28 protein-coding genes are annotated in these 25,398 nt (G+C 66.4%); 10 read left to right on the top strand and 18 right to left on the bottom strand.

Annotated elements, in window-relative coordinates:
* Together EGJ34_RS11775 and EGJ34_RS11770 are read right to left on the bottom strand one after the other, a co-directional pair.
* On the bottom strand, positions 1 to 450 hold a 450-nt coding region (locus EGJ34_RS11775), incomplete at its 3' end, for an HAD-IIIA family hydrolase (RefSeq protein ID WP_148100494.1).
* A 41-nt stretch (positions 451 to 491) separates the two neighbouring features.
* A complete protein-coding gene (locus EGJ34_RS11770; RefSeq protein WP_125360666.1) occupies positions 492 to 1,493 on the bottom strand; it encodes a KpsF/GutQ family sugar-phosphate isomerase in 1,002 nt (333 codons plus the stop codon).
* Between the two features lie 53 nt (positions 1,494 to 1,546).
* Here EGJ34_RS11770 and EGJ34_RS11765 point away from each other — a divergent pair, with 53 nt between their 5' ends.
* From EGJ34_RS11765 to EGJ34_RS11755, 3 genes are read left to right on the top strand one after another with little or no spacing between them, the layout of a single operon-like run.
* Positions 1,547 to 1,780, top strand: coding sequence for a BolA family protein (locus EGJ34_RS11765; RefSeq protein WP_125360665.1), 234 nt, complete (start codon positions 1,547 to 1,549; stop codon positions 1,778 to 1,780).
* A 60-nt stretch (positions 1,781 to 1,840) separates the two neighbouring features.
* Entirely contained in the window at positions 1,841 to 3,112 is a 1,272-nt protein-coding gene (gene murA / locus EGJ34_RS11760; protein WP_125360664.1) for a UDP-N-acetylglucosamine 1-carboxyvinyltransferase, read from the top strand.
* Positions 3,109 to 3,417 (top strand): EF-hand domain-containing protein, encoded by a 309-nt coding sequence (locus EGJ34_RS11755; protein ID WP_125360663.1) that lies wholly within the window; start codon positions 3,109 to 3,111, stop codon positions 3,415 to 3,417. Before murA ends, EGJ34_RS11755 begins: the two co-directional genes overlap by 4 nt.
* Before the next feature lie 62 nt (positions 3,418 to 3,479).
* Here the strand turns inward: EGJ34_RS11755 and EGJ34_RS11750 are convergent, their stop codons facing one another.
* The 6 genes from EGJ34_RS11750 to purM are packed head-to-tail and all read right to left on the bottom strand — an operon-like array spanning position 3,480 to position 7,695.
* Complete coding sequence (locus EGJ34_RS11750; RefSeq protein WP_125360662.1) at positions 3,480 to 4,163, bottom strand: DUF3108 domain-containing protein; 684 nt, start codon at positions 4,161 to 4,163, stop codon at positions 3,480 to 3,482.
* Positions 4,164 to 4,165: 2 nt separating this feature from the next.
* Positions 4,166 to 4,975 carry a DUF3108 domain-containing protein gene (locus EGJ34_RS11745; RefSeq protein ID WP_125360661.1) on the bottom strand — a complete coding sequence of 270 codons (810 nt, stop codon included), beginning with the start codon at positions 4,973 to 4,975 and terminating at the stop codon, positions 4,166 to 4,168.
* Between the two features lie 44 nt (positions 4,976 to 5,019).
* Positions 5,020 to 5,697, bottom strand: a complete 678-nt coding sequence (gene purN / locus EGJ34_RS11740) for a phosphoribosylglycinamide formyltransferase (protein ID WP_125360660.1) — start codon at positions 5,695 to 5,697, stop codon at positions 5,020 to 5,022.
* Positions 5,694 to 6,152, bottom strand: a complete 459-nt coding sequence (locus EGJ34_RS11735; RefSeq protein ID WP_125360659.1) for a hypothetical protein — start codon at positions 6,150 to 6,152, stop codon at positions 5,694 to 5,696. Before EGJ34_RS11735 ends, purN begins: the two co-directional genes overlap by 4 nt.
* A gap of 7 nt (positions 6,153 to 6,159) precedes the next feature.
* Positions 6,160 to 6,624 (bottom strand): hypothetical protein, encoded by a 465-nt coding sequence (locus EGJ34_RS11730; RefSeq protein ID WP_125360658.1) that lies wholly within the window; start codon positions 6,622 to 6,624, stop codon positions 6,160 to 6,162.
* A gap of 15 nt (positions 6,625 to 6,639) precedes the next feature.
* Positions 6,640 to 7,695 (bottom strand): phosphoribosylformylglycinamidine cyclo-ligase, encoded by a 1,056-nt coding sequence (gene purM, locus EGJ34_RS11725; RefSeq protein ID WP_125360657.1) that lies wholly within the window; start codon positions 7,693 to 7,695, stop codon positions 6,640 to 6,642.
* Positions 7,696 to 7,802: 107 nt separating this feature from the next.
* Between purM and EGJ34_RS11720 the strand changes: the two genes are divergently transcribed.
* From EGJ34_RS11720 to hda, 3 genes are read left to right on the top strand one after another with little or no spacing between them, the layout of a single operon-like run.
* Complete coding sequence (locus EGJ34_RS11720) at positions 7,803 to 8,927, top strand: DUF2066 domain-containing protein (RefSeq protein WP_125360656.1); 1,125 nt, start codon at positions 7,803 to 7,805, stop codon at positions 8,925 to 8,927.
* Positions 8,924 to 10,090, top strand: coding sequence for an AI-2E family transporter (locus EGJ34_RS11715; RefSeq protein ID WP_125360655.1), 1,167 nt, complete (start codon positions 8,924 to 8,926; stop codon positions 10,088 to 10,090). The genes EGJ34_RS11720 and EGJ34_RS11715 overlap by 4 nt, the downstream gene beginning before the upstream one ends.
* Positions 10,091 to 10,092: 2 nt before the next feature.
* Positions 10,093 to 10,797 carry a DnaA regulatory inactivator Hda gene (gene hda / locus EGJ34_RS11710; RefSeq protein WP_125360667.1) on the top strand — a complete coding sequence of 235 codons (705 nt, stop codon included), beginning with the start codon at positions 10,093 to 10,095 and terminating at the stop codon, positions 10,795 to 10,797.
* 113 nt (positions 10,798 to 10,910) lie between these two features.
* Here hda and murU read toward each other — a convergent pair whose 3' ends face one another.
* From murU to EGJ34_RS11690, 4 genes are read right to left on the bottom strand one after another with little or no spacing between them, the layout of a single operon-like run.
* Complete coding sequence (murU, locus tag EGJ34_RS11705) at positions 10,911 to 11,612, bottom strand: N-acetylmuramate alpha-1-phosphate uridylyltransferase MurU (RefSeq protein WP_125360654.1); 702 nt, start codon at positions 11,610 to 11,612, stop codon at positions 10,911 to 10,913.
* Entirely contained in the window at positions 11,609 to 12,613 is a 1,005-nt protein-coding gene (locus EGJ34_RS11700; protein ID WP_125360653.1) for a phosphotransferase, read from the bottom strand. The genes murU and EGJ34_RS11700 overlap by 4 nt, the downstream gene beginning before the upstream one ends.
* Positions 12,614 to 12,635: 22 nt before the next feature.
* Positions 12,636 to 12,908 carry a GlsB/YeaQ/YmgE family stress response membrane protein gene (locus EGJ34_RS11695; RefSeq protein WP_125360652.1) on the bottom strand — a complete coding sequence of 91 codons (273 nt, stop codon included), beginning with the start codon at positions 12,906 to 12,908 and terminating at the stop codon, positions 12,636 to 12,638.
* Between the two features lie 58 nt (positions 12,909 to 12,966).
* Positions 12,967 to 14,460 (bottom strand): M20 family metallopeptidase, encoded by a 1,494-nt coding sequence (locus tag EGJ34_RS11690; RefSeq protein WP_125360651.1) that lies wholly within the window; start codon positions 14,458 to 14,460, stop codon positions 12,967 to 12,969.
* 126 nt (positions 14,461 to 14,586) lie between these two features.
* Between EGJ34_RS11690 and EGJ34_RS11685 the strand changes: the two genes are divergently transcribed.
* The 4 genes from EGJ34_RS11685 (at position 14,587) to EGJ34_RS11670 (ending at position 17,863) form a co-directional block, all read left to right on the top strand.
* A complete protein-coding gene (locus EGJ34_RS11685; protein WP_125360650.1) occupies positions 14,587 to 14,991 on the top strand; it encodes a helix-hairpin-helix domain-containing protein in 405 nt (134 codons plus the stop codon).
* Positions 14,992 to 15,415: 424 nt separating this feature from the next.
* On the top strand, positions 15,416 to 16,459 hold the full coding sequence (locus EGJ34_RS11680) for a L,D-transpeptidase (protein ID WP_125360649.1): 1,044 nt from the start codon (positions 15,416 to 15,418) through the stop codon (positions 16,457 to 16,459).
* 185 nt (positions 16,460 to 16,644) lie between these two features.
* The gene (locus EGJ34_RS11675) at positions 16,645 to 17,241 is read left to right on the top strand and encodes a murein L,D-transpeptidase catalytic domain family protein (RefSeq protein WP_260476974.1); all 597 of its coding nucleotides are present in this window, start codon (positions 16,645 to 16,647) and stop codon (positions 17,239 to 17,241) included.
* Between the two features lie 25 nt (positions 17,242 to 17,266).
* Positions 17,267 to 17,863, top strand: coding sequence for a HutD family protein (locus tag EGJ34_RS11670; protein ID WP_125360647.1), 597 nt, complete (start codon positions 17,267 to 17,269; stop codon positions 17,861 to 17,863).
* 54 nt (positions 17,864 to 17,917) lie between these two features.
* Here the strand turns inward: EGJ34_RS11670 and EGJ34_RS11665 are convergent, their stop codons facing one another.
* From EGJ34_RS11665 to EGJ34_RS11640, 6 genes are all read right to left on the bottom strand, one after another.
* Positions 17,918 to 19,510: a sulfite reductase flavoprotein subunit alpha gene (locus tag EGJ34_RS11665; protein ID WP_125360646.1), complete on the bottom strand. Its 1,593-nt coding sequence runs from the start codon at positions 19,508 to 19,510 to the stop codon at positions 17,918 to 17,920.
* Positions 19,507 to 20,484, bottom strand: a complete 978-nt coding sequence (locus tag EGJ34_RS11660) for an FAD:protein FMN transferase (RefSeq protein WP_125360645.1) — start codon at positions 20,482 to 20,484, stop codon at positions 19,507 to 19,509. Before EGJ34_RS11660 ends, EGJ34_RS11665 begins: the two co-directional genes overlap by 4 nt.
* A 141-nt stretch (positions 20,485 to 20,625) precedes the next feature.
* Complete coding sequence (locus EGJ34_RS11655) at positions 20,626 to 21,432, bottom strand: DUF4198 domain-containing protein (RefSeq protein ID WP_125360644.1); 807 nt, start codon at positions 21,430 to 21,432, stop codon at positions 20,626 to 20,628.
* 28 nt (positions 21,433 to 21,460) lie between these two features.
* Positions 21,461 to 21,994 carry a DUF2271 domain-containing protein gene (locus tag EGJ34_RS11650; RefSeq protein WP_125360643.1) on the bottom strand — a complete coding sequence of 178 codons (534 nt, stop codon included), beginning with the start codon at positions 21,992 to 21,994 and terminating at the stop codon, positions 21,461 to 21,463.
* Positions 21,995 to 22,015: 21 nt separating this feature from the next.
* The gene (locus EGJ34_RS11645; RefSeq protein ID WP_125360642.1) at positions 22,016 to 22,651 is read right to left on the bottom strand and encodes a PepSY-associated TM helix domain-containing protein; all 636 of its coding nucleotides are present in this window, start codon (positions 22,649 to 22,651) and stop codon (positions 22,016 to 22,018) included.
* A gap of 168 nt (positions 22,652 to 22,819) precedes the next feature.
* Positions 22,820 to 25,246: a TonB-dependent receptor gene (locus EGJ34_RS11640; protein ID WP_125360641.1), complete on the bottom strand. Its 2,427-nt coding sequence runs from the start codon at positions 25,244 to 25,246 to the stop codon at positions 22,820 to 22,822.
* Between the last annotated feature and the right edge of the window lie 152 nt (positions 25,247 to 25,398).

Below are 25,398 nucleotides of genomic sequence, written 5' to 3'. Positions count from 1 at the left end.
GGTCTGCCAGTGCACGCGCTCGGCGATCCACGGGTGGGCGTTGGCGGGAGCGACGGCCAGGCCCACCGCGCACAGCGGGGCAAGGTCGGGCAGGTCATCGCCCATGAAGGCGACCTGGTCCAGGCCGATGCCATGCTGTTCGCACAGCAGGCGCACGCTGGCCAGCTTGTCGCCGACCGCGATCTGGGTGTCGATGCCCAGGTCAGCCCCGCGCTTGAGCGCGGACAGGCTGTTGCGCGCGGTGATCAGCACGGGGTGGATACCGTGCTGCTGCAGCAGTTTCAGGCCCAGTCCGTCCTGCACGTAATATGCCTTGCTCTCGTTGCCGTCACGGTCGTAGTAGAGCCGACCGTCGGTGAGCGTACCGTCCACGTCGAAGCAGGCCAGCCGGATGCGACCGGCGGCGGCGTGCAGGTGGGACGGGAAAGCGGGCAGCGGGGAATAGGGCATCAGGGAAGCAGGTCAGCTGAATGGAGGACGGTCACTGTGGTTTAAACCACCCGGGCCCGCAACAGGTCATGAATGTTCAGAGCGCCCACGGCCCGCCCTTCCGGGTCGACCACGATCAGGCCGTTGATCTGGTGGGTTTCCATCAGCCGTGCCGCTTCCACGGCCAGCTGGTCCGCCCCGATGGTACGCGGCTTGCGGGTCATCACGTCGACGATGCGCGCGCTGCGAACGTCCAGGTCGCTGTCCAGGGCGCGGCGCAGGTCGCCGTCGGTGAACAGGCCGACCAGACGCTGGTCGGCGTCAACCACGGCGGTCATCCCCAGTCGCTTGCGGCTCATCTCCACCAAGGCCTGGCTCAGGCTGGCGTCCTCGCCCACGCAGGGCAGTTCGTCGCCGCTGTGCATGACGTCGGTGATATGCAGCAGCAGCCGGCGGCCGAGGCTGCCGGCCGGATGCGAGCGGGCGAAGTCGTCGGCGGTGAAACCCCGCGCGTCCAGCAGCGCCACGGCCAGGGCATCGCCCATGGCCAGCGACGCGGTGGTGCTGGAAGTCGGGGCCAGGGCCAGCGGGCAGGCCTCGGCCGGCACACTCACATCCAGATGGACATCGGCGGCTTGGGCCAGGTTGGAGCCGGGACGGCCGGTCATGGCGATCAGCCGGTTGCCCTGGCGCTTGAGCACCGGCAGCAGCATCAGCACCTCGTCGGACTCGCCCGAATAGGACAGCGCCAGCACCACGTCGTCCTCGGTGATCATGCCCAGGTCGCCGTGGCCGGCCTCACCGGGATGGACATAGAAGGCCGGCGTGCCGGTCGAGGCCAGGGTGGCGGCGATCTTGCGGGCCACATGGCCGGATTTGCCCATGCCGGTCGCCACCACGCGGCCGCGGCTGGCCAGCACCAGCTGGCAGGCCCGGCTGAAGGCATCGCCAAGGCGGTCGGCGACAGCGGCCAGGGCGTCGCGCTCGATCTCGAACACCCGGCGGCCGCTGGCCACCAGGGCGGACGGATCGGTGGATTGAGGGGGCAGGGGCGATACAGCCATGCGGGTGCCACGCGTCAGAGTAGAATGAGCGCACATTTTATTAGGAAAGCCCGTTGGACGCCGAGACCATCCGCAATCTGATCGAAACCGGCCTGCCGGGCTCCCGCGCCGACGTGCAGGGTGATGACGGCGTGCATTTCGAGGCCACCGTGGTCTGCGAGGCCTTTGCCGGCAAGCTGCCGTTGGCCCGCCATCGCATGGTCTATGCCACGCTGGGTGACCTGATGGGCGGGGCGATCCACGCGCTGGCGCTGAAGACGGTGACGCCGGCTGAAGTCAATCGGTAAGCCGACCAACGGTCGGCTTCTACCCCGGTTCCTTTTTTCCCCTGAATTTCTGTAGGTTCCATGGCCAAGATCGTAGTGACCGGCGGCGCGCCGCTGCACGGTGAAGTGAACATTTCCGGCGCCAAGAACGCCGTTCTCCCCATCCTGTGCGCCACCCTGCTGGCCGATGCGCCGGTGGAAATCACCAACGTGCCCCACCTGCACGACGTGGTGACCACGGTGAAGCTGCTGGGTGAGCTGGGTGCCAAGGTCACCATCGACCAGGGCACGCTGTCGCGCGGCAGCGCGATCGTGGTCGACCCGCGTACGGTCAACCAGCACGTAGCCCCGTATGAGCTGGTCAAGACCATGCGCGCCTCGATCCTGGTGCTGGGCCCGCTGCTGGCCCGCCATGGTGCGGCCGAAGTGTCGCTGCCCGGCGGCTGCGCGATCGGTTCGCGCCCGGTCGACCAGCACATCAAGGGCCTGCAGGCGCTGGGTGCGGAAATCGTCGTCGAAAACGGCTTCATCAAGGCCCATGCCAAGCGTCTGAAGGGCGGTCACTTCACCTTCGACATGGTCAGCGTAACCGGCACCGAGAATGTGCTGATGGCGGCGGTGCTGGCCGAAGGTACCACCGTGCTCGACAACTGTGCGATGGAGCCGGAAGTGACCGACCTGGCGCACTGCCTGATCGCGCTGGGCGCGAAGATCGAAGGGCTGGGCACCACCCGCCTGGTGATCGAAGGCGTTGAGCGCCTCAACGGCGGGCGTCATGAAGTGTTGCCTGACCGCATCGAAACCGGCACCTTCCTGGTGGCTGCGGCGATGACCGGTGGCAAGGTCACGGTCAATCGTGCGCGCCCGAACACCATGGACGCCGTGCTGGCCAAGCTGGTGGAAGCGGGCGCGACCATCGAGACCACCGAAGACAGCATCACCTTGGACATGCAGGGCAAGCGTCCGCGTGCGGTCAACCTGACCACCGCGCCGTACCCGGCGTTCCCCACCGACATGCAGGCGCAGTTCATGGCGCTCAACTGCGTGGCAGACGGCGTGGGCGTGATCAATGAAACGATCTTCGAAAACCGCTTCATGCACGTCAACGAACTGCTGCGCCTCGGTGCGGACATCCAGGTCGAAGGCCACACCGCCATCGTCCGCGGCTCCGACCAGCTCAGCGGAGCACCGGTCATGGCCACCGACCTGCGCGCGTCGGCGTCGCTGATCCTGGCCGGCCTGATGGCCAAGGGTGACACCACCATCGACCGCATCTACCACCTGGACCGTGGCTACGAGAACATCGAAGAGAAGCTCTCGGCGCTGGGTGCCACCATCCGGCGTACCGCATGATCCTGCGCGGCCAGTTCACCCGCCGTCGCAAGGCGCTGCTGATCCTGGTGCTGGTGGTGCTGGGCTGGTTGGGTTACGCCTGGTACGCCGGCATCGCCATCACCCAGGGCCTGGAACAGCAGGACATGGACTGGAACGGTGATGGCACCGTCAGTCGCACGGAAGTGCTGCAGGCGTTCTACGCGGTAGGCGTGAAGGTGACCGACGAAGGCAACCGTCACTGCAAGGCGTTTTACTGGCGCAGCAGTGGCGAGCAGATCCGGGTCGATTGCCGCACGGTGTTTGGCGAGGCCAAGCCGGAATGAAAAAACGCCCGCGATGCGGGCGTTTTTTTTAAGGTGCCGACCGTTGGTCGGCACGCATTTGATCATTTGAAGCTGCGGATGGTCAGATCCAGCGCATCCTTGCCATCCTCACGCTGCAGCAGCCGCACCGGCACCGGCAGTTCCTTCACTACCCACGCGATCTGCTCCTTCTTGCCGTCCACGCGCGACACCTTGGTGGCGTCGTAGGTCTTGCCGGCGACGGTAACCTGTTCCTTGCCCACGGTCTTGTAGCTCAGCGACTTGACCCGGCCTTCGTCAACCATGCGGTAGGTCAGCGGCTTGCCATCAGCGAAGTCGCGGGCGATGGCCAGGTTGATCAGCAGCGCATCCATGTCGCCACTCTTCAGCGCCACCGGGCCGGCACGATCCGGCTTGATGTCGCCCTTCCAGGTGGCCTGCTTCCTGGCCCAGTCATACGTGGCATCGACGTTGCGCTTCTTCACCAGCAGCATCGAACGGTCGTTGCTGGTCAGCGGACGCAGCTTGCCGCCGGTCTCGTCAAAGACCGTATTCTGGCTCAGCGTGGCCAGCTGGTTGCTGACGTTGAGGCTGTACTGCCACTTGTTGCCGTCGACCTTGCTCAGGGTCATCTTGCCTGGAGCCTGCACGCCCATGTAGTTGGCCTGGTACTCGGCGGTGAACGGCTGCAGCGCCATGGCCGGCAGGCTGGTCAGGGCCAGCGCGCCTGCGGCGATCCAGGTCAGGGGACGGTTGAGAACGGTCATGCTCACACTCCTTGGTATTCAATCAGGCGCAGATCAATGCGATCTTCGCCGTCTTCGCGTTGCAGGATACGCACCGGGGTAGGAACTCCGTTGGCGACCCAGAGAATGGTTTCATCGTTGCCGCCGTTGGTGCGGTACACCCGCAGCGCGTTGTAGGACAGCTCGCCGACCTGGACGTTCTCGGTTTCGGGTGCAGCCTGGTAGTCATGCTGGCGCACGCGGCCGACATCCACGTAGCGGTAATGCATCTGCGCACCCGGGCGGGCGTCGCGCATGATGGCCAGATTGATCAGCAGCGCGCTCTGGTCCCCCGGCTGCAGCGGAATCGGCTGGGTGCGTTCCTTTTTCAGATCGCCTGTCCACTGCGCGGTACCGGCCGGCCAGTTGTAGGTGCCGGTCACCTTCTTGCCCAGGAACAGGCCTTTACGTACGGTGGCCTGGCTGAGTGGCACGTATACGTTGCCGTGCTTCTCAAATACGGTGCTCTGCTCCAGGTTCAAACCCAGCACGCTGGCAAAGCCGCGGCGGCCGACTACCTGCATGTCCACCCGCCACTGGTCGCCGCCGGTGTGGGTCACGCGCATGGTGGCATCACCGGCTTCCTTGCCCTTGTACAGGGCCTGGTAGGTGGCGGTGAACGGCTCCAGCGGCGGTGCTTCCCACGCCAGCGCTGGTAGCATCGGCGGCGCAGGTTCGGCCGGCGGTTCAGGCGCGGTCGGCGGCTCCTGTGCGGCGGCAATGGCCACTGTGCACAGCAGTGCACCGAGCATCAGCACGGGTTTGAACAGCACCTTGGAAGCGGACGTTCTCATGCGGGCGCACAAACGGAGGAGGGGGGAGGATGCCAGTGTCCAGGTCAGCAGCGCGTGTGCGCCTGAACCCAGGCGTTCAGCTCTCCGGCGCAATCTAGGCGCAGCGGACTGAACAGGGGGTGGCCGTCCACCTGGAGCTGACCGTGGCGTTCAGCCACGCGGCCGGCCACCAGCCAGCGCAGGCTGGCAATCAGCAGCGGATGCTCCACCGCCAGCACGCGCTGGGCCAGTACCTCCGGGGTATCACCGGCGTGCACGGGTACATGCGCCTGGGCCAGTACCGTGCCGGCATCCAGTTCGGGTACCACGAAGTGCACGCTGGCCCCGGCTTCGGCGTCGCCGGCTTCCAGCGCACGGGCGTGGGTATGCAGGCCCTTGTACCTGGGCAGCAGGGAAGGGTGGATGTTGATCAGGCGGCCAGCAAAGCGCTGCACGAAGGCTTCGCCGAGAATGCGCATGTAGCCGGCGCAGACGATCCAGTCCGGCGCAAAGCCGGCCAGCGCGTCGCCCAGCGCCTGATCGAACGCGGCGCGGTCTGCGAATTCCTTCGGTGAACGCGCCCAGCGCCGTTCTGGTTTCACTTTCAGCAACGCCGATGCGTCGGGCTTGTCGGACAGCACGGCCACCACTTCTGCATCCAGCGTGCCGGCGACGATGGCATCGACAATCGCCTGCAGATTGCTGCCTCGGCCGGAGGCCAGCACGGCAATACGGGCGGTCATGCGACGACAGTGCTCCCCGGCGGTGCGAAGACGGTTTTCACTTCCGGCTTGAGCAGCACGATGAAGGCGTAGACGCCCAACGCGATGCCCAGCGCACCGGCAAGGCACGACACGCCGGCAGCGATCAGGCACAGCTGGTGGCGCTGGCGTTGGCCCATGGCCTTGGCCGCGACGAAACTGAGCGCACCGACGCAGGCGAACACCAGGCTGGCGGCGAGCAGCAGCGCGATCAGCAACATCGGCTGCGCACCCGGATTCATGCTGTTGCTCTCGGCGGCATAACCGGCAAACGCGACCGGAATCAGAACAACAGCAATGCACAGTTCGATGGCCCCCAGCACGTAGAACAGAATCTTCAGCGTGTGCAGATGGGAGTTGATCTGGATGGGACCCCAGACGCCCGGCGGCGTCACCGGGCCGCGCGGGGCATTGAGCGGGGGAGGCGTGGCGGCCATGGTGATCTCAGGGCTGAATGGAAGCGGGAGCGTCGAACGCGGCTTTCACCGACGGACGCAGCAGCACGACCAGGGTAAACACGCCCAGCACCGTGCCCAGTGGCATGCACAGGCATGACAGCGCAGCCACCACCATGCACAGCGTATGCCGGCGGCGCGCGGCCAGGCAGCGCCCGGCGTAGGCGATGAACGCCCCCAGGGTCAGCCCGCACAGAATCACCAGCCCGCCAATCACGATGAAGATCCAGCCGAACATCCGGCCGTCATCGGTCGGATTGCCGCTGGCGTCGTTCATGGGCATCGCACCAGTGATCACACCGATGCCGATGGCCACGTGGATCAGCGGAAACAGCGAGAACAGCGCGGTTATGCCGCCGACCACGTAATGGAAGATCGACAGCAGGCGCAGCTGGCCGGCGTCTTCCATCGAAAGCGACGGCGCGGACGGATCGGGGGGACGTGATGCTTCCATGCCTGACGTCTCGCTTCAGCCGATCCGGACGCGTTCGGTGCCGGTGGCCGGCACCACCTGGCCGATGGTCCAGTGGTCCAGCCCCTGCGCCTTGACCGCAGCAGACACGGCCTGGGCCTGGTCGGCGGGCACGATCAGCACGAAGCCGATGCCGCAGTTGAAGGTGCGCCACATTTCGCTGTCCGCGACCGCGCCTTCCTTCTGCAGCCACTGGAACACCGGCGGCAGGGTCCATGACGAGGCCTGGATCTCCAGGCCGAGGCCTTCGGGCACCACGCGGATGATGTTTTCGGTCAGGCCGCCACCGGTAATGTGGGCCATGCCATGGATGGCTTCACCGTGCGACTTCAGCAGCGCCAGGATCGGCTTCACGTACAGGCGGGTGGGGGCCATCAGCGCGTCGACCAGCTTCACGCCGCCTTCCAGTTCCAGGTCGGCCGGGCGACCGGCGCGGTCATAGATGCGGCGCACCAGCGAGTAGCCGTTGGAGTGCGGGCCGGAGGAGGCGATGCCGATCAGCACGTCGCCAGCGGCCACGCTGGAACCGTCCTTCAGTTCGCTCTTTTCCACCGCGGCCACGGTGAAGCCGGCCAGGTCGTATTCGCCCGGTGCATACATGTCGGGCATTTCAGCGGTTTCACCACCGATCAGGGCGCAGCCGGCCTCGGTGCAGCCATTGGCGATGCCGCCCACGACCGCCGCGGCGGTGTCGATGTCCAGCTTGCCGGTGGCGAAGTAGTCCAGGAAGAACAGCGGCTCCGCGCCCTGCACCAGCACGTCGTTGACGCACATGGCGACCAGGTCGATGCCGATCGTATCGTGGCGGTTCAGCTGGTGGGCCAGCTTCAGCTTGGTGCCGACCCCGTCGGTGCCGGACACCAGCACCGGTTCACGGTACTTGTTGGACAGGTCGAACAGCGCGCCGAACCCGCCCAGACCGCCCATCACTTCGGGGCGGAAACTGCGCTTCACCAAGGGCTTGATCCGCTCGACCAGTTCATTGCCCGCGTCGATGTCGACACCGGCGTCGCGGTAGGTGAGGGGGGCGGGGGAAGACGGAGTCTGGGTCACGGGCGTCGGGCTGCGCTGGAGTGAAAGCGGGATTTTAACAGGCCACGTTGGCGCGCAGGCCCTATTCGGGCAACAATTCCCCCCGGATACGCTCAATGGAAGACCTGATGCGCCGCAGCCTCATTCTTACGATGTTCCTCGCGTTGTGCCTGCCGGTGGCCACGATGGCCCAGAGCGGCATGCGCACCGAAGGCGACGTGGCCAGTGCCACCGGGGCCTACGAGGCCGAAGTACCGGTCAACAGCCAGTCCGACGCTGACCGTACCGGAGCCCTGGCGCGTGCCTTGGGCAATGTGCTGGCCAAGCTGTCGGGCGACCGCAGCGTGATGACCCGCCCCGGCGTGGTGCAGGCCCTGCGCGGGGCCAAGGACTACGTGGAAAGCTACGACTACCGCCAGGACCAGAGCACTTCGGCCAGCGGTGCCCCCAGCTACCGCACCATGCTGGTGGCCCGGTTCCGCCAGGACGACGTGGACGGGCTGATTTCCGCGCTGGGTCTGCCGTTGTGGCCGCAGCCTCGGCCCAAGCCGGTGATCTGGCTGGCCATCGACGATGGCAGCGGCCCCCGCCTGGTAACGGTGCAGCAGGCCAATGCGGCCCGTCCGCTGCTGAACCGCGCGGTGGAACGCGGTTACAAGCTGGGCCTGCCGACCGGCAGTGCGGCTGAACAGGCGCTGGTCGGCGCGATCTGGCGCCAGGACACCGCGTCGGTCGCCCGCGCCTCGGCCCGCTATGCGCCGCCGATGCAGCTGGTCGGCAAGCTTTACCGCGACAAGGCCGGCGGCTGGATCGCCGACTGGGTGTTCGTCGACGGCGGCCGCGAACTGAACAAATGGACCACCAAGGATTCCGACGCCCGCCGCGCGATGGCCGGTGGTGCCGATGGCACCGCCGACGCACTGGTCAAACGCTACGCCAAGGCCGGCGCGGCGACCGGTGCGGCCGGTACCTACACCATCGCGGTGACCGGCCTGGACAGCGCCGAGGATTACATGCGCCTGGCCGCCGGGCTGCGCGAGAACCCGGTGGTGCGCAACATCACCCCGGTCAAGGCCTCGGGTAACCGTCTGGAGCTGGCGCTGGAAATGACCACCGGCCTGTCCGGGCTGAACCGCATGCTGGGCGATAACGGCGTGATCGTGCCGCTGGCTCCGCTACCGGTGCCGATTGACGAGAACGACACCGGCACCCTGCCGCCGCCCCCCGCCAGCAACGAGTACCGCCTGCGATGATCCTGACACCGGAAGCCGAGATCGCGCAGTTCCTGCGACGCGTCAAATATGTGCTGCTGGCCCTGGCCATCGGCTGGGTCATCTCGCTGCTGGCCCCGATCCTGACCCCGTTCGTGCTGGCGCTGGCGCTGGCCTGGCTGGGCGACCCGCTGGTTGACCGCATCGAAGCCACGGGCCGTTCGCGCAATACCGGCGTGGTGCTGGTGTTCGTGGCCATGGTGCTGGTGATCACCGCGCTGCTGCTGATCCTGGTGCCGATGATCGAGCGCCAGATCGCCACGCTCATCGCTGCCATCCCGCAGGCGCAGGCCTGGCTGATGCAGACCGGCATTCCCTGGTTCGAGCAGAAGACCGGTCTTCAGGTCATGCAGTGGATGGATCCGGACCGCCTGATCGACTGGGTGCGCAGTCATTGGCAGCAGGCTGGCGGCTTCGCCAAGACCTTCTTCGGCTATGTGTCCCGCTCGGGCTTTGCGATGGTGACCTGGGTGGTCAACATCCTGCTGCTGCCGATCCTGGCGTTCTACTTCCTGCGGGACTGGGACAAGCTGGTGGAACGGGTGGCTTCGACCATTCCGCGCAACCACATCGGCACGATCAGCAAGCTGGCACGTGAATCCAACGAGGTGCTGGGGGCGTTCATCCGCGGCCAGTTCCTGGTGATGATCGCGCTGGGCATCATCTACGCGGCGGGTCTGTCGCTGGTGGGCCTGAAGCTGGGTCTGTTGATCGGCCTGGTGGCGGGTCTGATCAGCTTCATTCCGTACCTGGGCGCAACGACCGGCATCGTGATGGCGGTGGTGGCGGCGCTGGTGCAGGCGCAGGGCTTCGATCTGAAGCTGCTGCTCCTGGTGGGCGTGGTGTTCACCGTGGGCCAGCTGCTGGAAAGCTACGTGCTTACGCCGCGCATCGTGGGCGACAAGATCGGCCTGCATCCGGTGGCGGTGATCTTCGCGGTGATGGCAGGCGGCCAGCTGTTCGGTTTCCTGGGCATGCTGCTGGCGCTGCCGGTGGCGGCGGTCAGCAACGTGCTGCTGCGCTATGCGCACCAGCGCTACCGGGAGAGCGAGCTGTACGTGGGCGAGACGGCGATTGCGCTGGACTCGTACATTGACCGTCGCGCGGACACGATCGTGGTGCCGAAGGATCCCGACCTGAAGTGAGCATGGTGCCGCAGCTGCCGCTCGCCCTGCGCTACCCGCAGGACGAGCGCCTGGAAACCTTCATCGGCGCGCCCGACGGCGCGCTGGCGCAGCTGCGTGCCATTGCGGTGGGGGCGGCGCACGACTGGGTGTACCTGGAAGGCGCGGCAGGCACGGGCAAGACCCATCAGGCGCTGGCGATGTGTTCGCTGGCGCAGCAGGCGGGACGGCAGCCGACCTATCTGCCGTTGAAGGCGGTGGCGGGGCGCGTGCGGGCGGCACTGGAGTCCTTGGAAGGGCGCGACCTGGTAACCCTGGACGGGCTGGACGCGATCGCGGGAAACCGCGATGACGAGGTCGCGCTGTTCGATTTCCACAATCGCGCGCGCGCGGCGGGCATCACGCTGATGTACACGGCGCAGCACGCGCCGGACCAGCTCGGCCTGGTGTTGCCGGACCTGCGCTCGCGCCTGCAGCAGTGCGTGCGGGTGGTGCTGCAGCCGCTGGATGATGAGGGCCGCGCGGCGGTGCTGCGCGAGCGCGCGGTGCGACGCGGACTGAGCATCGACGAGGCCTCGATCGAATGGCTGCTGACCCGAACGGGGCGCGAGCTGGGCAGCCTGGTCAGCCTGCTGGACTGGCTGGACCGCGAATCCATGGCGGCACAACGCCGCATCACCGTGCCTTTTTTGCGCCAGGTTGTTGAGGATGGTTCCGCTCGGTTGTAGCGCGAACTGCCCTCGGCTGCAGATCTACGGGTTGGGGCCGGCGTGGGTCGCCACGGGGAATGCAGCATCGGTAGCGCCGGCCGTTGGCCGGCCCAAGCGGTCCGCGACCGGCATCATGCCAATTCGGCGTCCAATGCCGCCAACCGCTCCGGCGTGCCCACATCGGTCCACTTCCCGCGATGGTGCTGTCCGCTCACGCGCCCACGGGACATCGCATGTCGCATCAACGGGGCCAATCCAAACTGCGGTGGCGTTGCCGCGGCCCCTTCGGGCTCACCGATCACCTCGCGCCAACCGTCAATGATCGTCGGGCGATAGATGCCCACCCCGGCATAGGTCAGCCGCGGCGCTTCCCCCTCATTGCTGACCTGCCCATCGGCCTGCAGGATGAAATCACCGCGCGGGTGCTGCACGGGATTGTCCACGAGGATCAGATGCGCATCACCGTGCGGCTGTTTCGGCAGCGATGCGAACTCCACGTCGGTCCAGACGTCGCCGTTGACGACGAGGAAAGGCGCATCGCCAAGCACCGGCAAGGCATTGAGAATACCGCCGCCGGTTTCCAGTGGCACCGGGCCTTCGTCGATGTAATGCAGCCTCAATCCCCAGCGGCTGCCATCACCGAGTGCGGGTTCGAACTGATCACCGAGCCACGAGGTGTTGATGACCACGTCATCGATGCCAGCGGCGGCGAGCCGTTCGAGGTGCCACACGATCAGCGGCTTGCCACCGGCCACGAGCAGCGGTTTGGGGGTGTGCAGGGTGAGCGGGCGCATGCGCTCGCCTTTGCCAGCGGAAAAGATGATGGCCTTCATGCGTGTTCGGCCATGGCCGGCTTGATGCGGCGTTCCAGGAGATCGAGCAGGCCCGCCAGTTCCGGGTGGCGCGGCAGCACTTCGTCCAGGTACTGGATGAAGCGCGGAGCATCCGAGAAGTAATGGCCCTTGCCGTCGCGGTCGCGCAGGCGCACGAAGATGCCGAGGATCTTCAGGTGGCGCTGGATGCCCATCCAGTCGGCGTCGCGCAGGAACTGCGGCCACGGCCGCACCGGTAAACCCGCGGCCAGCGCTTTGGCGTGGTAACGGGCGAGCCAGGCCTCCACGCGCTCCAGCGGCCAGCTCAGGAAGGCGTCCTTGAACAGGCTGACCGGGTCGTAGGCGATGGGGCCGCGCACCAGGTCCTGGAAGTCGAGGACGGCTGGTCCGCCTTCCACGGGCATCAGGTTGCGCGGCATGAAGTCGCGGTGGGTCAGCACCTGCGGCTGCTGCAGGGCGTTGTCCATCAGCCGTCGCTGGGCCAGCTGCAGGGCTTCAACTTCGCCGCAGTCGAGCTGCAGGCCGAGATGACGCTGCAGGAACCACTCGTCGAACAGTCCGGCATCCCGCTGCAGCAGGGCTTCGCCGAACACACCGAAGTCGTCTGGTACCGGAATGGCTTGCAGCCGGATCAGCTGGTCGAACGCGGCGTCGAACCAGGCATCCGCGTTCTCATCGGTGATGGCGCGGGCCAGGGTGGGGCCGCCCAGGTCTTCCAGCAGCAGGAAGCCCTGCGCTTCGTCGCGGGCGAGCACCTGCGGCACGCGCACGCCATGCGGTTCCAGCAGGTCGTGCATGCGCAGCCACGGGCGCACGTCTTCCAGCCCGGGCGGGGAGTCCATGACGATATGGCTGCCGCGCGCGCTGGTGGCACGCCAGTAGCTGCGGAAGCCGGCGTCGACCGAGGCGCGGTCGAGCTGGGCGGTGTCATCGGCCAGCGCGGTGCGGGCCCAGTGCAGACGCAGCGCCGTGCGCTGCGGATCGGAAGCAGGATCGTTCATGAAAAATGCGAATGGGAGAGGGTCAGCGCTTGCCGCCGCTGAAGAGGCGCAACACCGCGAGTACCGCGATGGCACCCAGGGTGGCACCAATGAATCCGGCTGGTTCACCGGCGGCGTACCAGCCCATGTACTGGCCGAACCAGCCGGCAACCAGGGCACCGACGATGCCCAGCACGATGGTCAGCAGACAGCCCATGCGGTTGTTGCCGGGCATGAAGAAGCGGCCAAACAGGCCGACGAAGAAGCCGACCAGAATGATGTAAAGCCAGCTGGTGCTGCCGAACAATCCGTCCATCGTGCGGTTTCCTGCGGAAGATGGACGCAGCCTATCAAAAGGCTGCGTCCGTCAACGCTCAGCAGCAACCATGCCCGCCATGACGCGTGCCGCTGTCGGCAGCCACCGGCGAACCACTGGTTTCACCGCGCAGGCTGGCCGCGTGATGCTCGCTGATCACCTTCGACACGCAGGCGGTGACCCGCTTGCCCATCGGAATGTGCAGGAACTCGTTCGGGCCATGCGCATTGGAATGCGGACCGAGTACGCCGGTGATCATGAACTGCGCACCGGGGAACTTCTCGCCGAGCATGCCCATGAACGGAATCGAGCCGCCTTCGCCCATGTACATCGCCGGCTTGCCGAAGAAGGTCTGGCTGGCATCATCGATCGCCCGGGTCAGCCACGGGGCCATGGCCGGTGCGTTCCAGCCGGAGGAGGCCTTTTCCAGGTCCAGCTTCACCTGCGCGCCATTCGGCGGGTCACGCAGCAGTGCTTCCTTGAGCAGTTCGCCGCAGGCCTTGCCGTCGGCGGTGGGCGGCAGGCGCAGCGACAGCTTCACGGCGGTGTGCGGGCGCAGCACGTTGCCGGCCGAGGCCAGCGGCGGCATGCCGTCCACGCCGGTCACCGACAGCGCCGGACGCCAGGTGCGGTTGAGCACCAGTTCGGACAGGTCCTCTGCCATCGGCTTGAGGCCGTCCACCAGCGGGAACTTGTCAAAGATCGCGGTATCGACCACTTCAGCCGCACGCTTGGCCTGGTCCAGGCGCTCGGCCGGGATCTCCACATGCATGCCGTCGATCAGGATGCGACCGGTGTTTTCGTCTTCAATGCGCGAAAGCAGCTGGCGCAGCAGGCGGAAGCTGGACGGCACCACGCCGGAGGCGTCACCGGAGTGAACGCCTTCGTTGAGCACCTTTACCGAGAAGTTACCGCCGGTCAGGCCGCGCAGCGAGGTCGTGCACCATAGCTGGTCATAGTTGGCGCAGCCCGAATCCAGGCACACCACCAGCGAGGGCTTGCCAATGCGGTCAGCCAGGTGGTCCACGTAAGCGGGCAGATCGTAGCTGCCCGATTCCTCGCAGGCTTCGATCAGCACCACGCAGCGCGCGTGCGGCAGGCCCTGTTCCTGCAGCGCCAGCACGGCGGCCAGCGAACCGAAGATGGCATAGCCGTCATCCGCGCCGCCGCGACCGTAAAGCTTGTCGCCACGCAGTACCGGCACCCACGGGCCGAGGTCCTCGTCCCAGCCGGTCATCTCCGGCTGCTTGTCGAGGTGACCGTACAGCAGGATGGTGTCGTCGCCGGTTTCCGGGCCAGTGGCCGGAATTTCCAGCAGGATCAGCGGGGTACGGCCTTCCAGGCGCACCACTTCGACCTGCAGCCCGGGCAGCTTCTGCGCCCTGGCCCAGGTTTCCATCAGGGTGACCGCCTGTTCCATGTAGCCATTGGCGACCCAATTGGCGTCGAACATCGGCGATTTGTTGGGAATACGGATGTATTCGACCAGCTGCGGGACGATTTCGTTGTCCCACTTGTCACTGACATATTGGCCGAGTTTGGCGCTATCCATCTGAAGCTCCGAATGCATGGGTCTAGTTCCGACATTCTACGCCTGCCACCCGTGTAGGAATTTTCCTACACCAAATCGGGTACTTGGCCGGCTGTGTGAAGGCGGCGTGGACGATACGATGGCTGCATGTGGCGGGGCACACTCGCAGCACCGACGGGATCAGCCGGTTGCTACCGGTGCCGGGCCACAGGGAGCTACACGGTGGGGCTTTGGAGGTCGTGTAACGCACTCGTGCTGGGGCTGTTGTTGAGCGGCGCTGCCTGGACGGCAGAGCGGGTCAACATCAATACCGCCGATGCGGTGACGCTGGAACAGGGACTGACGAACGTGGGGCCGGTCAAGGCCCAGGCGATCGTCACATACCGGCGGCAACACGGACCCTTCCTGCGGGTCGAGGATCTGACCCGGGTGAAGGGGATAGGGACAGCAACAGTCGAGCGGAACCGACAGCGGATGACGGTGGGCACCAGGCAGGCACCCACAGCGGCACCGTCCAGGCAGGACGTGCCGGCACCCGTACCAAGGCGCTGACGTAGGGGATACAAGGGGATTGGTCGCGACAGGCAGGATGCCCGTCAACGGTGATCGCGGCAGGACGCCACGATCACCCCGACAGCCACAGGGACGAGGCACGCACGGATGCTGCGACCAGGGAATGGCGCGGTTCCACCCGGAAGGTGGTTCCAGACCCGGGAAGGGTTATGGCGGATATACGGCCGAGTGCAGGGAGCATGGCCGGCACCCATTCTGGGCAGGATGCACAGGGGGAAGGCGGGAAGCCGACACGGATGTACCTGATTGCCCGGTCTGCACAGGAAGTGTGGCCGGGCAATTTTGTTTGTGATCAACGCGCATGGCTCATCGCTACGGGATGGCCCGTTCGTGTAGCGACGCGCCATGCGCGTCGTGGACGGTGGGCATGGTAGCGTGGCATCAGCCCTCAAGGATCGACCCGATGATTGCACGCCGCACGTTCATCAATGCCTCTCTAGCAGCGCTGGCAGTTGCCGCACTTCCGGCCTGGGCGGCCGCACCGGCCTCCACTGAAACCCCGCGTGGTCCCACCGACCTCAAACCCGGCGAATTCCTCTGGCACCCCGAAATTTCTCCCGCCGGCCCGATCGTGCTCGTTGTCAGCCTGGACGAGCAGCGTGCCTACGTGTATCGCAACGGCATCGCCATCGGTCTGAGCACGATCAGCTCGGGCAAGCCCGGCCATGAAACCCCGACCGGGGTGTTCACCATTCTGCAGAAGGACAAGGACCACAAGTCCAACCTCTACAACAGTGCGCCGATGCCCTACATGCAGCGGCTGACCTGGGACGGCATCGCGCTGCATGGCGGGAACCTGCCGGGACACCCGGCCTCGCATGGCTGCGTGCGCCTGCCGCAGGCGTTCGCGCAGAAGCTGTTCGGCGAGACCAAGCGCGGTGACACCGTGGTGGTGGCCGACGCCAAGAGCGCGCCGATGAGCCTGGCGTACCCGGCGGTGCTGGCCCCGGTGAACAGCATCGGCAAGCCGTTGCCGGAAACCACCGATGCGCCCGATCACTATTGGAATGACGCCGCCGCGCCGCGCGGGCAGGTCGGCATCCTGGTGAGCCTGCACGACCAGCGCCTTTACGTGCTGCGCGACGGCGTGTTGATCGGCGAATCTCGGCTGCAGGCCAAGGCGTTGCCGGCCTTCGAGGGCACCACGCTGTTTGTGATGCAGCAGGGCTTTGCCGAAACCCCCAGCCCGCTGGATGCGACCCAGAAGCTGCACCGTTGGACGGCCTACCCGCTGCTGGGCCAGAGCGCCGGCAATGCGAGTCCGGACCTGCTGGCCACGCCCAGCCTGCCGATGGCACTGCCACCGGCCTTTGCCGGGCAACTGTACAAGGCGCTGGTGCCTGGAACGACGCTGCTGGTGACCAGCCTGCCGGCCGTACGCCCGGTGGCGGATGAACAGAATCTGCAGCCGGTGTTGGAATCGGACGCGGGCGTGCCCACGTTGTAGGGATGTCACTGCGCCTGCTGACGCCGTTGTTGATTGGACTGGCCCTTACCGTGCCGGCAGCTGGGCAGAGCCCGGCTCTACGCGATTCCGGTGCCGCCGAACCCGGTAGCGCCGGCCGTTGGCCGGCCCAGGCGGTGCCGAACGCCGGACAGAAAGCCGGGCAGAGCCCGGCTCTACTGGCAGAGATGCTGTCCCGCGCCGCACCTGCGGCTGATCGCAAGGTCCTGCAACTGGCCACCACCGCGCTGCAATGCGCGCTGCGCCAGCCCAACTCGACCGTCGATCCCACCCGCCTGGCGGTGATCGACTATTCGCGCCCATCCATCGAACAGCGCCTGTGGGTGTTCGATGTCACCCAGCAGAAGCTGCTGTATCAGGAGTGGGTGGCGCATGGCCGCAACAGCGGCAGCAACCGTACCGAGCACTTCTCCAACCGCGACGGCAGTTTCATGTCCAGCCTCGGCGGGTTCACCGCCCGGGAAACCTACATGGGCGGCAACGGGTACTCGCTGCGCCTCGACGGGCTGGAGCCAGGCTTCAACGACAACGCACGTGACCGTGCCATCGTCATGCACGGTGCGCCCTACGTGAATCCCTCGGTGGCGCAGCTGCAGGGCAGGCTCGGTCGCAGCCTGGGCTGTCCGGCGGTCCGCTTGAAGGTGGCCAAACCGCTGATCAACAGCCTGCGCGGCGGTGCCTTCGTGTTCGCCTACTACCCGGACAAGGAATGGCTGGAGCATTCGCGGCTGCTGGCCCCGGATTGCGGTGGACGAGCCGGTTGAACGCGCCCTGCGGCACAATGGCCGCATGAGCGAACCTTCCGTGCTGGACGTGAGCACCCGCGTCATTCCGTCATTCGAGTACCGCCGCGAGCGCTGGCGCAACGGCCTGGGTTGGACCCGGGAAATTCTGCGGGTGCCTGACAGCGACGACTGGCAGGTGCGGCTGTCCATCGCCGAGATCGAGCAGGATGCGGCGTTTTCCGCGTTTCCTGGTGTGGAGCGTGAGCTGGTGCTGCTGCGGGGCGAGGGGGTTCGGCTGCGGTTTGCCGATGGGCGCGTGCACACCTTGTTGCCACCACATGATCGATTGCGATTTGCCGGTGAGGAGGCCATTACCGGCGAGTTGATCGACGGGGTGACGCACGATTTCAATCTGATGTGGAAGCGCGATGCGGTCAAGGCCGAACTGCTCCATCGGCCGTTGGTGGGCAGCATGTTCTTCTTTACTGAACCGGGTACCGCGTGGGCGGTGCATCTGTTGGCCGGACAGGCAAAGTTTGAAGGTGAGGATGGATTGCCGCCGATGGCGGCGGGGGACACCGCGTGGTTGGCGGCGGGGGAGCGCAAGCGCTATGCGATGTGCGGGGGCGGGGAGTTGTTGGCGATACGGTTGGATGCGTAGAGCGGGGCTTGCCCCGCTGCCGGGATACTGGATTGCCGGGCAAGCCCGGCACTACTAGTAGACGTCGCGCCGATAGCGCCCGGCGACGATCAACGCCTCCTTGCCTTCGCGCCCCAGCGCCTGCTCGATCACCGTGTCCACCGCCGGTGCCATGCCCTGCAGGCTGCCACACACCAGAATCGTCGCGCCCTCTCGTACCCACTGCCGCAGTGTGTCCAGCTGCGCGGCCAGTCGATCCTGCACATAGCGATGCTCACCACCATCACGGCTGAACACCGCATCCAGCGGCGCGATGAACCCCTCACGCTGCCAGCGCTGCAGGTCCTCGCCAAAATGGAAATCATGTGCCGCCGTACGCTCGCCAAACAGCAGCCAGTTGCGTCGCGCACCCGCTTCCACCCGCGCCTGCAGGTGGGCGCGCAGGCCGGCGATGCCAGTGCCATTTCCAATCAGGATCAGCGGTGCATCAGCAGCGGGGGCATGGAAATTTGGATTGGAACGGAAACGCAGGTCAACGCGTCCGCCGGGCAGTGCGTAATCGCATAACCAGCCACTGCCCAGCCCGGGCGTGCCGTCCGGTCGCAGCAGGCGGCGCAGCAGCAGCGTGACCCTGCCCTCGCCGGGGGTGCTGGCGATGGAGTATTCACGGTGCGGAAGTGGCTTCAGTGACGCCACCAATGCGGCATCGTCGGCGGGCACCGACTCCGGCAACTGCGGCAGATGCGAGCGTCCCAGATGGGTGCGGAGCGGCTTGCCCTCGATCACCCGGGTGCCGTCGCGGCCGTGCGTGGCCAGCCAGGCATCGACCTCGGCCGGTGCGTGCTGCGGACCGATCTCCGCCACGTCGCCGGGCTGCCACGCAGGCAGCACGCCATCAACGGGCACAAGATCCACCCTCCAGGTCGCTGCACCGGGGCTGCCCACGTTGACCTGTCCACGCGCCTGCAGCGTCCACGGCTGGTACTGCGCCGGGGCCCAGTCGGGCAGTTCGGTGGGGTTGCCGCCGAGTTGTCCCAGCAGCTGCTGCCAGTGGCGCAGCGCGGCGGGGTCGGCGTTGTCCACCTCGACCGTATCGAACAGGGGGTGCGCACCGTGCCTGCGCAGCCACGCGTCCAGCTGGTGGCCGAACGCGCAGAAGTGACCGTAGCTGCGATCGCCCAGTGCCAGCACGCCGTAATGCAGATCCGGAAGCTTCAGCGACTGCGGCATTACCCTGCGCAGGAACGGCAGGGCGTGATCGGGTGCGTCGCCTTCGCCGGTGGTGCTGGTGATGAACAGCACTCGCGATGCCGATTGCAGCAGATCAGCGTCGATCTGGTGCAGGCCGCGCAGCTTCACCGGCAATCCGGCAGCGCGCAACGCTTCGGCGCTGCGTTCGGCCAGCTGCTGGGCAAAACCGGTCTGGCTGGCCCACACCAGCAGCAGTGCGTCGCTGCCGGCAGCGGCATCGTCGCGTGGGCGTCCGCGCCACCACCACCACGTACAGAAGGCGGCATAGGCAAGCACGCTGCCGGCCGCCCAGCACCAGTGCGATGCCGATGGCGCGGCCAGCCACCACGACTCGCCCAGATGCAGCTGCAGCAACAGCGCCGCGAACACCGCCAGCAGCACGCCCACAGCGATGTTGCCCAGTACCGCGCGGCTCATGCGGCGTCCTGCTGGGCGTCGAGCAGGCGCTGGAATGCCGGGCTCAGACGTTCTTCCAGGCCGGTTGGGGTCCGGGTAACAAACCGTGCCGCCAGGTCGTGGTCGGTGGCAAACGCCAGACCCTCGTTCAGACCCATGACGGTCAGCGCAGTAGCCCAGCCATCGGCATGCATCGCATCGGCGGCCACCACGGTGACCGCCGCGGCGGCGCGGGTTACCGGCGCACCGCTGCGCAGGTCCAGTGTGTGGCTGTACTGCACGCCATCGGCGGCATAGTGATGCCAGCGGTCGCCGGAGGTGGCCACGGCCAGATCGTCCAGCGCCAGCACACGCGGCGGATGGTCGGCGGCTGCATCGGCTTCGGGGTCCGATTCCACCAACACCCGCCACGGTTGACCGTCGGGCTTGCTGCCATAGCCGTGCAGTTCGCCGCCGACTTCCACCAGGGCCGCGTGAATGTCCTGCGAGCGCAGCCACGCACTGACCGCGTCTACGGCAAAACCTTTGGCAATGGCAGACAGATCCAGTTCCAGCCCGCCGGGCTGGGTGAGCTGACCGGTGCCCAGCGAAAGGCGTTGCCAGCCGCAGCGTTCGCGCGTGGCTGCGAGCGCGGCCGCATCGGGTACGCGCCGTGCATGCGCATGCGCACCGAAACCCCATAACGCAACCAACGGACCGACGGTGGGATCAAACGCACCGCCGCTGCGTGCGGCGATGTCCAATGCGGCACGCAGCACATGGCCGAATGGCTCCGGCAGCGGTAACGCCGTGCCTGCTGGTGCGGCGTTGAAGCGGGAAATGTCGCTGCCTGCTTCCCAGGTACTCATCTGCGCCACCACCGTATCCAGCTGTGCCTGGATGCCCGCGTGCAGCGGGTGCAGGTCGCGGTTCGACGCGGCCACCAGCGTGACCTGCCAGGTGGTGCCCATGGTGTGGCCACCAAGGCGGGCGATGTCGGGGGAATCAGCAGTCATGGGTGCAACAAGATCGCCTGGTTGCCGGCCAGCGGCCGGCACTACCGTGGTCCGTCTGGGGGAAAGCCCCCTTGATGTTCAAGGGGGCGCGCCAACGGCGCGGGGATAAGGTGGAATGCGTGGGCAATAACCACGAAGGGGTTATTGCGGCAAAACTTCCAGCGTGGCGACATAGTTCAACTTGCGCGTCTTGGCCGGCTTGATCGACGTCTTCTTGTCTTCGCTGCTGGTTTCCAGCCAGTACATGCCTGCTTCCGGCCAGGTAACCGAGAACTCGCCCTTCTTGTCGGTGGTGACTTTGATCTCGTCCTGCGCGTTGCGGTAACGGGTACCGCCGCGGACGATTTCCACGGCCAGGCCGGCGCGCGGCTTGCCATCGACCAGAATGCGGAACTTTGCTTCCTCGCCGGCGGCCAGGTCGTTCGGGTGACCCACGGCAACCAGTTCAATGCCCTGCTTGGTCGGCTTCAGCGCGGTGTCGTTCGGGGTACCGTTGGTGACGAAGGTCTCCACCCGGTTGACCGACTGTGCGACCTGCAGTTTCCTGGCCTTCTTCGGTACTTCGGTGGCGAAGGTGGCCAGGGTACCGCGCCAGCGCTTGGGCTGGCCGTTCTCTTCCCACGTCGCGGACAGACCGCTGTTGACCGAGGCCAGGCGGTAGGTGCCCTGCTGGGTCAGGTCCAGGTCGAACACGCTGCGGTACTTGCCGGTGGAGCCGTTCTGCGGCTGCACGGTGGTGCCGTCCGGGGCGGTGATGACGATGCTCTCCAGGCGCAGCGGCACGTGGTTGAAGTAGAACAGGTCATTGGAAATCGCCGCGTCGACGGTGATGGCCGGGTTGTTGCCGGCGATCACGGTCTGCGAGGGCAGCAGCCACGCCTTGTGAGCCAAGGCGGAGAACGGAAGTGCGGCAGCCAGGGCGGCGGCTAGGACAAGCGAGCGCTTCATCTAAAACTCCATGTACGGATGAGAAAAATCAGGGCTTGACCGACAGCGTCACCAGGCCCAGTTCGGTGCTGCCCTGCGCCTTGCCGGACTGCGGGGCAGTGGCCGGCCAGGTGAAGGGGATCTTGAGCAGTTCGCGGCCGCCGACTTCGCGGACCGCTTCCACCACCAGAGTGTAGTTGCCCGGCGCAAGCGACTGTAGCGACGGGCCACGCCCGCCGGCCTTCTGCGAAGAGAACGACAGCGCATGGTTACCCGCCGGACGTGTCGGCCCGGTGACGCCATCGACTGGCACGGTCAGGGTGCGGCCGCTCTTGCGCCACCACTGGCGCAGGTCCGGCAGCCACTTGGTGCCGTGGCCTTCGCTGTTGCCGGTCTGCTGGTACCACACCGACAGATTGGCGGCGACTTTCTGGTCCGCGCCTTCCAGCCACACCGCCACATACGGACGGTGATATTCGGCCACGTTGAGCTTGGGCACCTCGACGTTGATGTCCAGGGTGGTGGCATAGGCCGGCGAGGTGGCCAGCAGGCCGCTCAGGGCGATGGTCAGGGTTACGCGCATGGTGCGGCTCCGTAGGGCGGGTCAGTGGATGAGGATCAGGGCGATCAGCAGCGGCACCATCAGGCCCACGCCGACCAGCGGCCAGGTCATGCGGCGCTGGCGGGCATGCAGGTGCAGCAGGAACAGGCCGGTGATGCAGAACACCAGGCAGGCCACGGCAAAGATGTCGAGGAACCAGCCCCAGGCCGGTCCGGCATTGCGGCCCTTGTGCAGGTCGTTGAAGTACGACACCCAGCCGCGCGCGGTGGATTCATATTCGACTGCACCTGTCTCGCGGTCGATGCTCAGCCAGGCGTCGCCGCCGGGGCGGGGCAGGGACAGGTAGATCTCTTCCGGCGACCATTCGGCCGGACGACGACCGATCGAGATGCCGAGTTCCCGGTCCAGCCAGCGCGTGGCCGGGCGCGGGATGGGGGCGTTGCCGTCCTCGCGGTCACCGAGCTTGGCCAGCAGATCGGCCGGCAACTGCAACTGCTGGTTGACCACCTGCGGAGTGGCCTCGATCTTCGCCGCGTGGTTCAGGGTCAGGCCGGTAGCGGCGAACAGGATCATGCCGATCAGACACACCGCCGAGCTGATCCAGTGCCACTGGTGCAGGGTGCGCAGCCAGAAGCCGCGGGACTGTTGCTGCTGCACGCTGGAAGACGGGGTGGCCAAAAGGTGGGGCTCGGGAATTCAGACGCGAATTACACCATTGTTGAGAATGGTTCGCAATTGATGGGCGGGATCCCGGTAGCGCCGGCCGTTGGCCGGCCCGCATGAACGCATCACCGCCTGGGCCGGCCAACGGCCGGCGCTACCGGAAACACCGCGCAGCAGGGGAGATTAGAACTTCGCGTTCAACGAAATCCAATAACTGCGACGCTGGTCCTTGGTCGCGTAATCATCCACGCAGTTGAACTCGCTGTCGCTGATCAACACACACGACTGCGAGACGAAATCCTTGTCGAACAGATTGTTCACCCGTGCGTTCAAGGTCAGCCACGGGTTGATGTTCCAGCTGCCGCCCAGGTGGAAGATCGTGTAGTCCTCGTAATAGCGCACTTCCGAGGTGCTCACCCCACCCACATTGGTCACCAGCGTGTCGCGATACCGGTCATAGCGGCCTTCGCCAATCAGCGACAGGCTCACCGCGTCATTGATCTGCCAGTTCAGGCTGGCGTTGGCCATGTGCTTGGCAGGATTACCGGCAATCGGTTGGCCGTCTGCAGCGCCACTGGTCTGCTCGGACTTCGTATACGTGTAGTTGCCGCGCAGCTGCAGGCTCTCCAGCAGGTCCACATGCGCGGCCGCCTCCATGCCACGGGTTTCAGCCTTGTCGATGTTCACGCTCTGGCTGAAGGTGCTGTAGCCCAGCGCGGCCCAGCCCGGGCCGACGTCCACGCAGTAGCCGCTGCCGGCCGGAGCCACTTCACAGTTCGGGAAGGTGCCGCCGCTGGCGATCTTGTCGTCGAACTTGTTGAGGAAGCCGGTGACATTGAAGCCCCAGCGCTCGCCCTCGTAGTACGAGGCGATTTCATAGTTGGTGCTGGTTTCCGGCTGCAGGTTCGGCGAGCCCACCAGCGGCAGCACGCCCTGGCCGCCGAAGCCGGTCACGCCGGGGAACAGCTGGTCCGGACGCGGGGTCTTGTAGCCGGTGCTGACGCCACCCTTGAAGGTCCAGGCGTCGCTGGCGTTCCACACCAGGTAGGCGCGCGGGCTGACGTGGCTGCCGAAGATGTTGTGGTCGTCATAGCGCACGCCGACGGTGGCGGTCAGCGCGTCGGTCAACGCCCAGTTGTCCTCGGCGAACACCGACCACATGCGGTGCTGCTGCTTCACCTCATCGCGGTAGCCGGCACCGTCCATGCCGAACACGCCGTCGATCATGTCGGTGTCGTTGTACTGGCCGCCCACGGTCAGCTTGTGCGCACCGAAGCTCATGTCGAGCATGGTGTCGAGCACGTAGCCTTCCAGTTCCATGGTGCGCAGCGGACGCGGCAGGAACGCGTTCAGACGCGCGGCTTCGTCGGCATTGAGCGCGGTCAGCGCGTTGCCGCGGCCGGCGGCGCAGTAGCTGGCGGCACCGGTGCGACGGCAGACGTCGTTCCACAGGGTCTGCAGGTCGGCGCGCTCGTCCAGGGTCAGCGGCAGCGATCGACCCAGGTTGTTGCTGGTGGTGTGGGTCAGCGTCGTCTGCCAGGTACCGAAGCCGTAGCGACCGGTGTGGCTGAGCGCCAGCTGGTCACGCTCGTAGCGCTGGTAGGCGGTGTAGCCCACGCGCGGCTGCACCACGCGGCGGGTGATGGTGCCGGTGCCGTTCGGGTTGGGAAGGGTGGCATTGCCCACGCGCCACAGGCTGGCGGCGCTGTCCAGGGTCCCGGTCTGGCCTTCGCTGTTGTCGTACTTCTGGCGCGACACGTCGTAGTCCAGCGACAGGTCGTGGTCGTCATTGATGTGGAAGGCCAGGCGCACGCCGGTGTTCCAGTTGTTGTTGGCGACCGCCTTGCCGCCGCCGCCGAAGCCGATGCTGCGCTCCCACAGGGTGCCGTCGGGCAGGGTCAGCGCATCCCATTCCGGATTGGAGGCCTTGGCGTCGTAGTAGCTGCCGCGCACGGCCAGGTCCAGCCGTTCCTTGACCAGCGGACCGGTCAGGTACACGTCGGTGGTGCGCGCGTCGCCGAACTGGTCGTCCTGCTGCACGGTGAAGCCCTGGGTGATCGAGCCGTGCCAGCTGTCCTGGTTGCGGCGGGTGATGATGTTGATCACGCCACCCATGGCGTCGGAGCCGTACAGGGTGGACATCGGGCCACGCACCACTTCGATGCGCTCGATCGCATCCAGCGGCGGCAGGTAGGCGAACTGACCGCCGCCGAAGTTGTTCGGGTACAGCTGGCCGACGTTGCTCTGGCGACGACCGTCAATCAGCACCAGGGTGTATTCGGACGGCATGCCGCGCATGGAAATGGTGGCGCGGCCGTTCTTGTCGGTGGTTTCCATGCCCACGTCGATGCCTTCCACGTCGCGCAGCGCGTCGACCAGGCTGGTGTACGGACGCTTGCTCAGTTCTTCGCGGCTGACCACGCTGATGCTGGCCGGGGCGTCGGTGATCTTCTGCTCGAAGCCCGAGGCGGTGACCACCACCTGGTCCAGGGTTTTGGGATCACCGGTGGCAACGCCGCTGGCAAACGCGGGCGCGCTCAGGGCGGTCAGCAGGGCGATGCTCAGCGAGCAGCGGGACAGGGACGTGCGACGACGATGGCGCTGGGCCATGGCAGATTTCCTTGCAAAGGGTGCAAACGCGGGAAGGCCGGGGCCGAAGGCCACAGCACGGAAACAGATCGCGAGAACAGGCGCGCGACCGCAGCGGTCGGGCCAGACCGGCGCGAACGCGCCGGGGGCGGGCAATCAGCCCTGGGGGGGAG

This window comes from Stenotrophomonas sp. 278 (genome assembly GCF_003935715.1).
GTDB classification, from domain to species: domain Bacteria; phylum Pseudomonadota; class Gammaproteobacteria; order Xanthomonadales; family Xanthomonadaceae; genus Stenotrophomonas; species Stenotrophomonas maltophilia_AH.
Note: the sequence above shows the minus strand (reverse complement) of the source record. Positions and strands in the feature narration are given on the sequence as shown.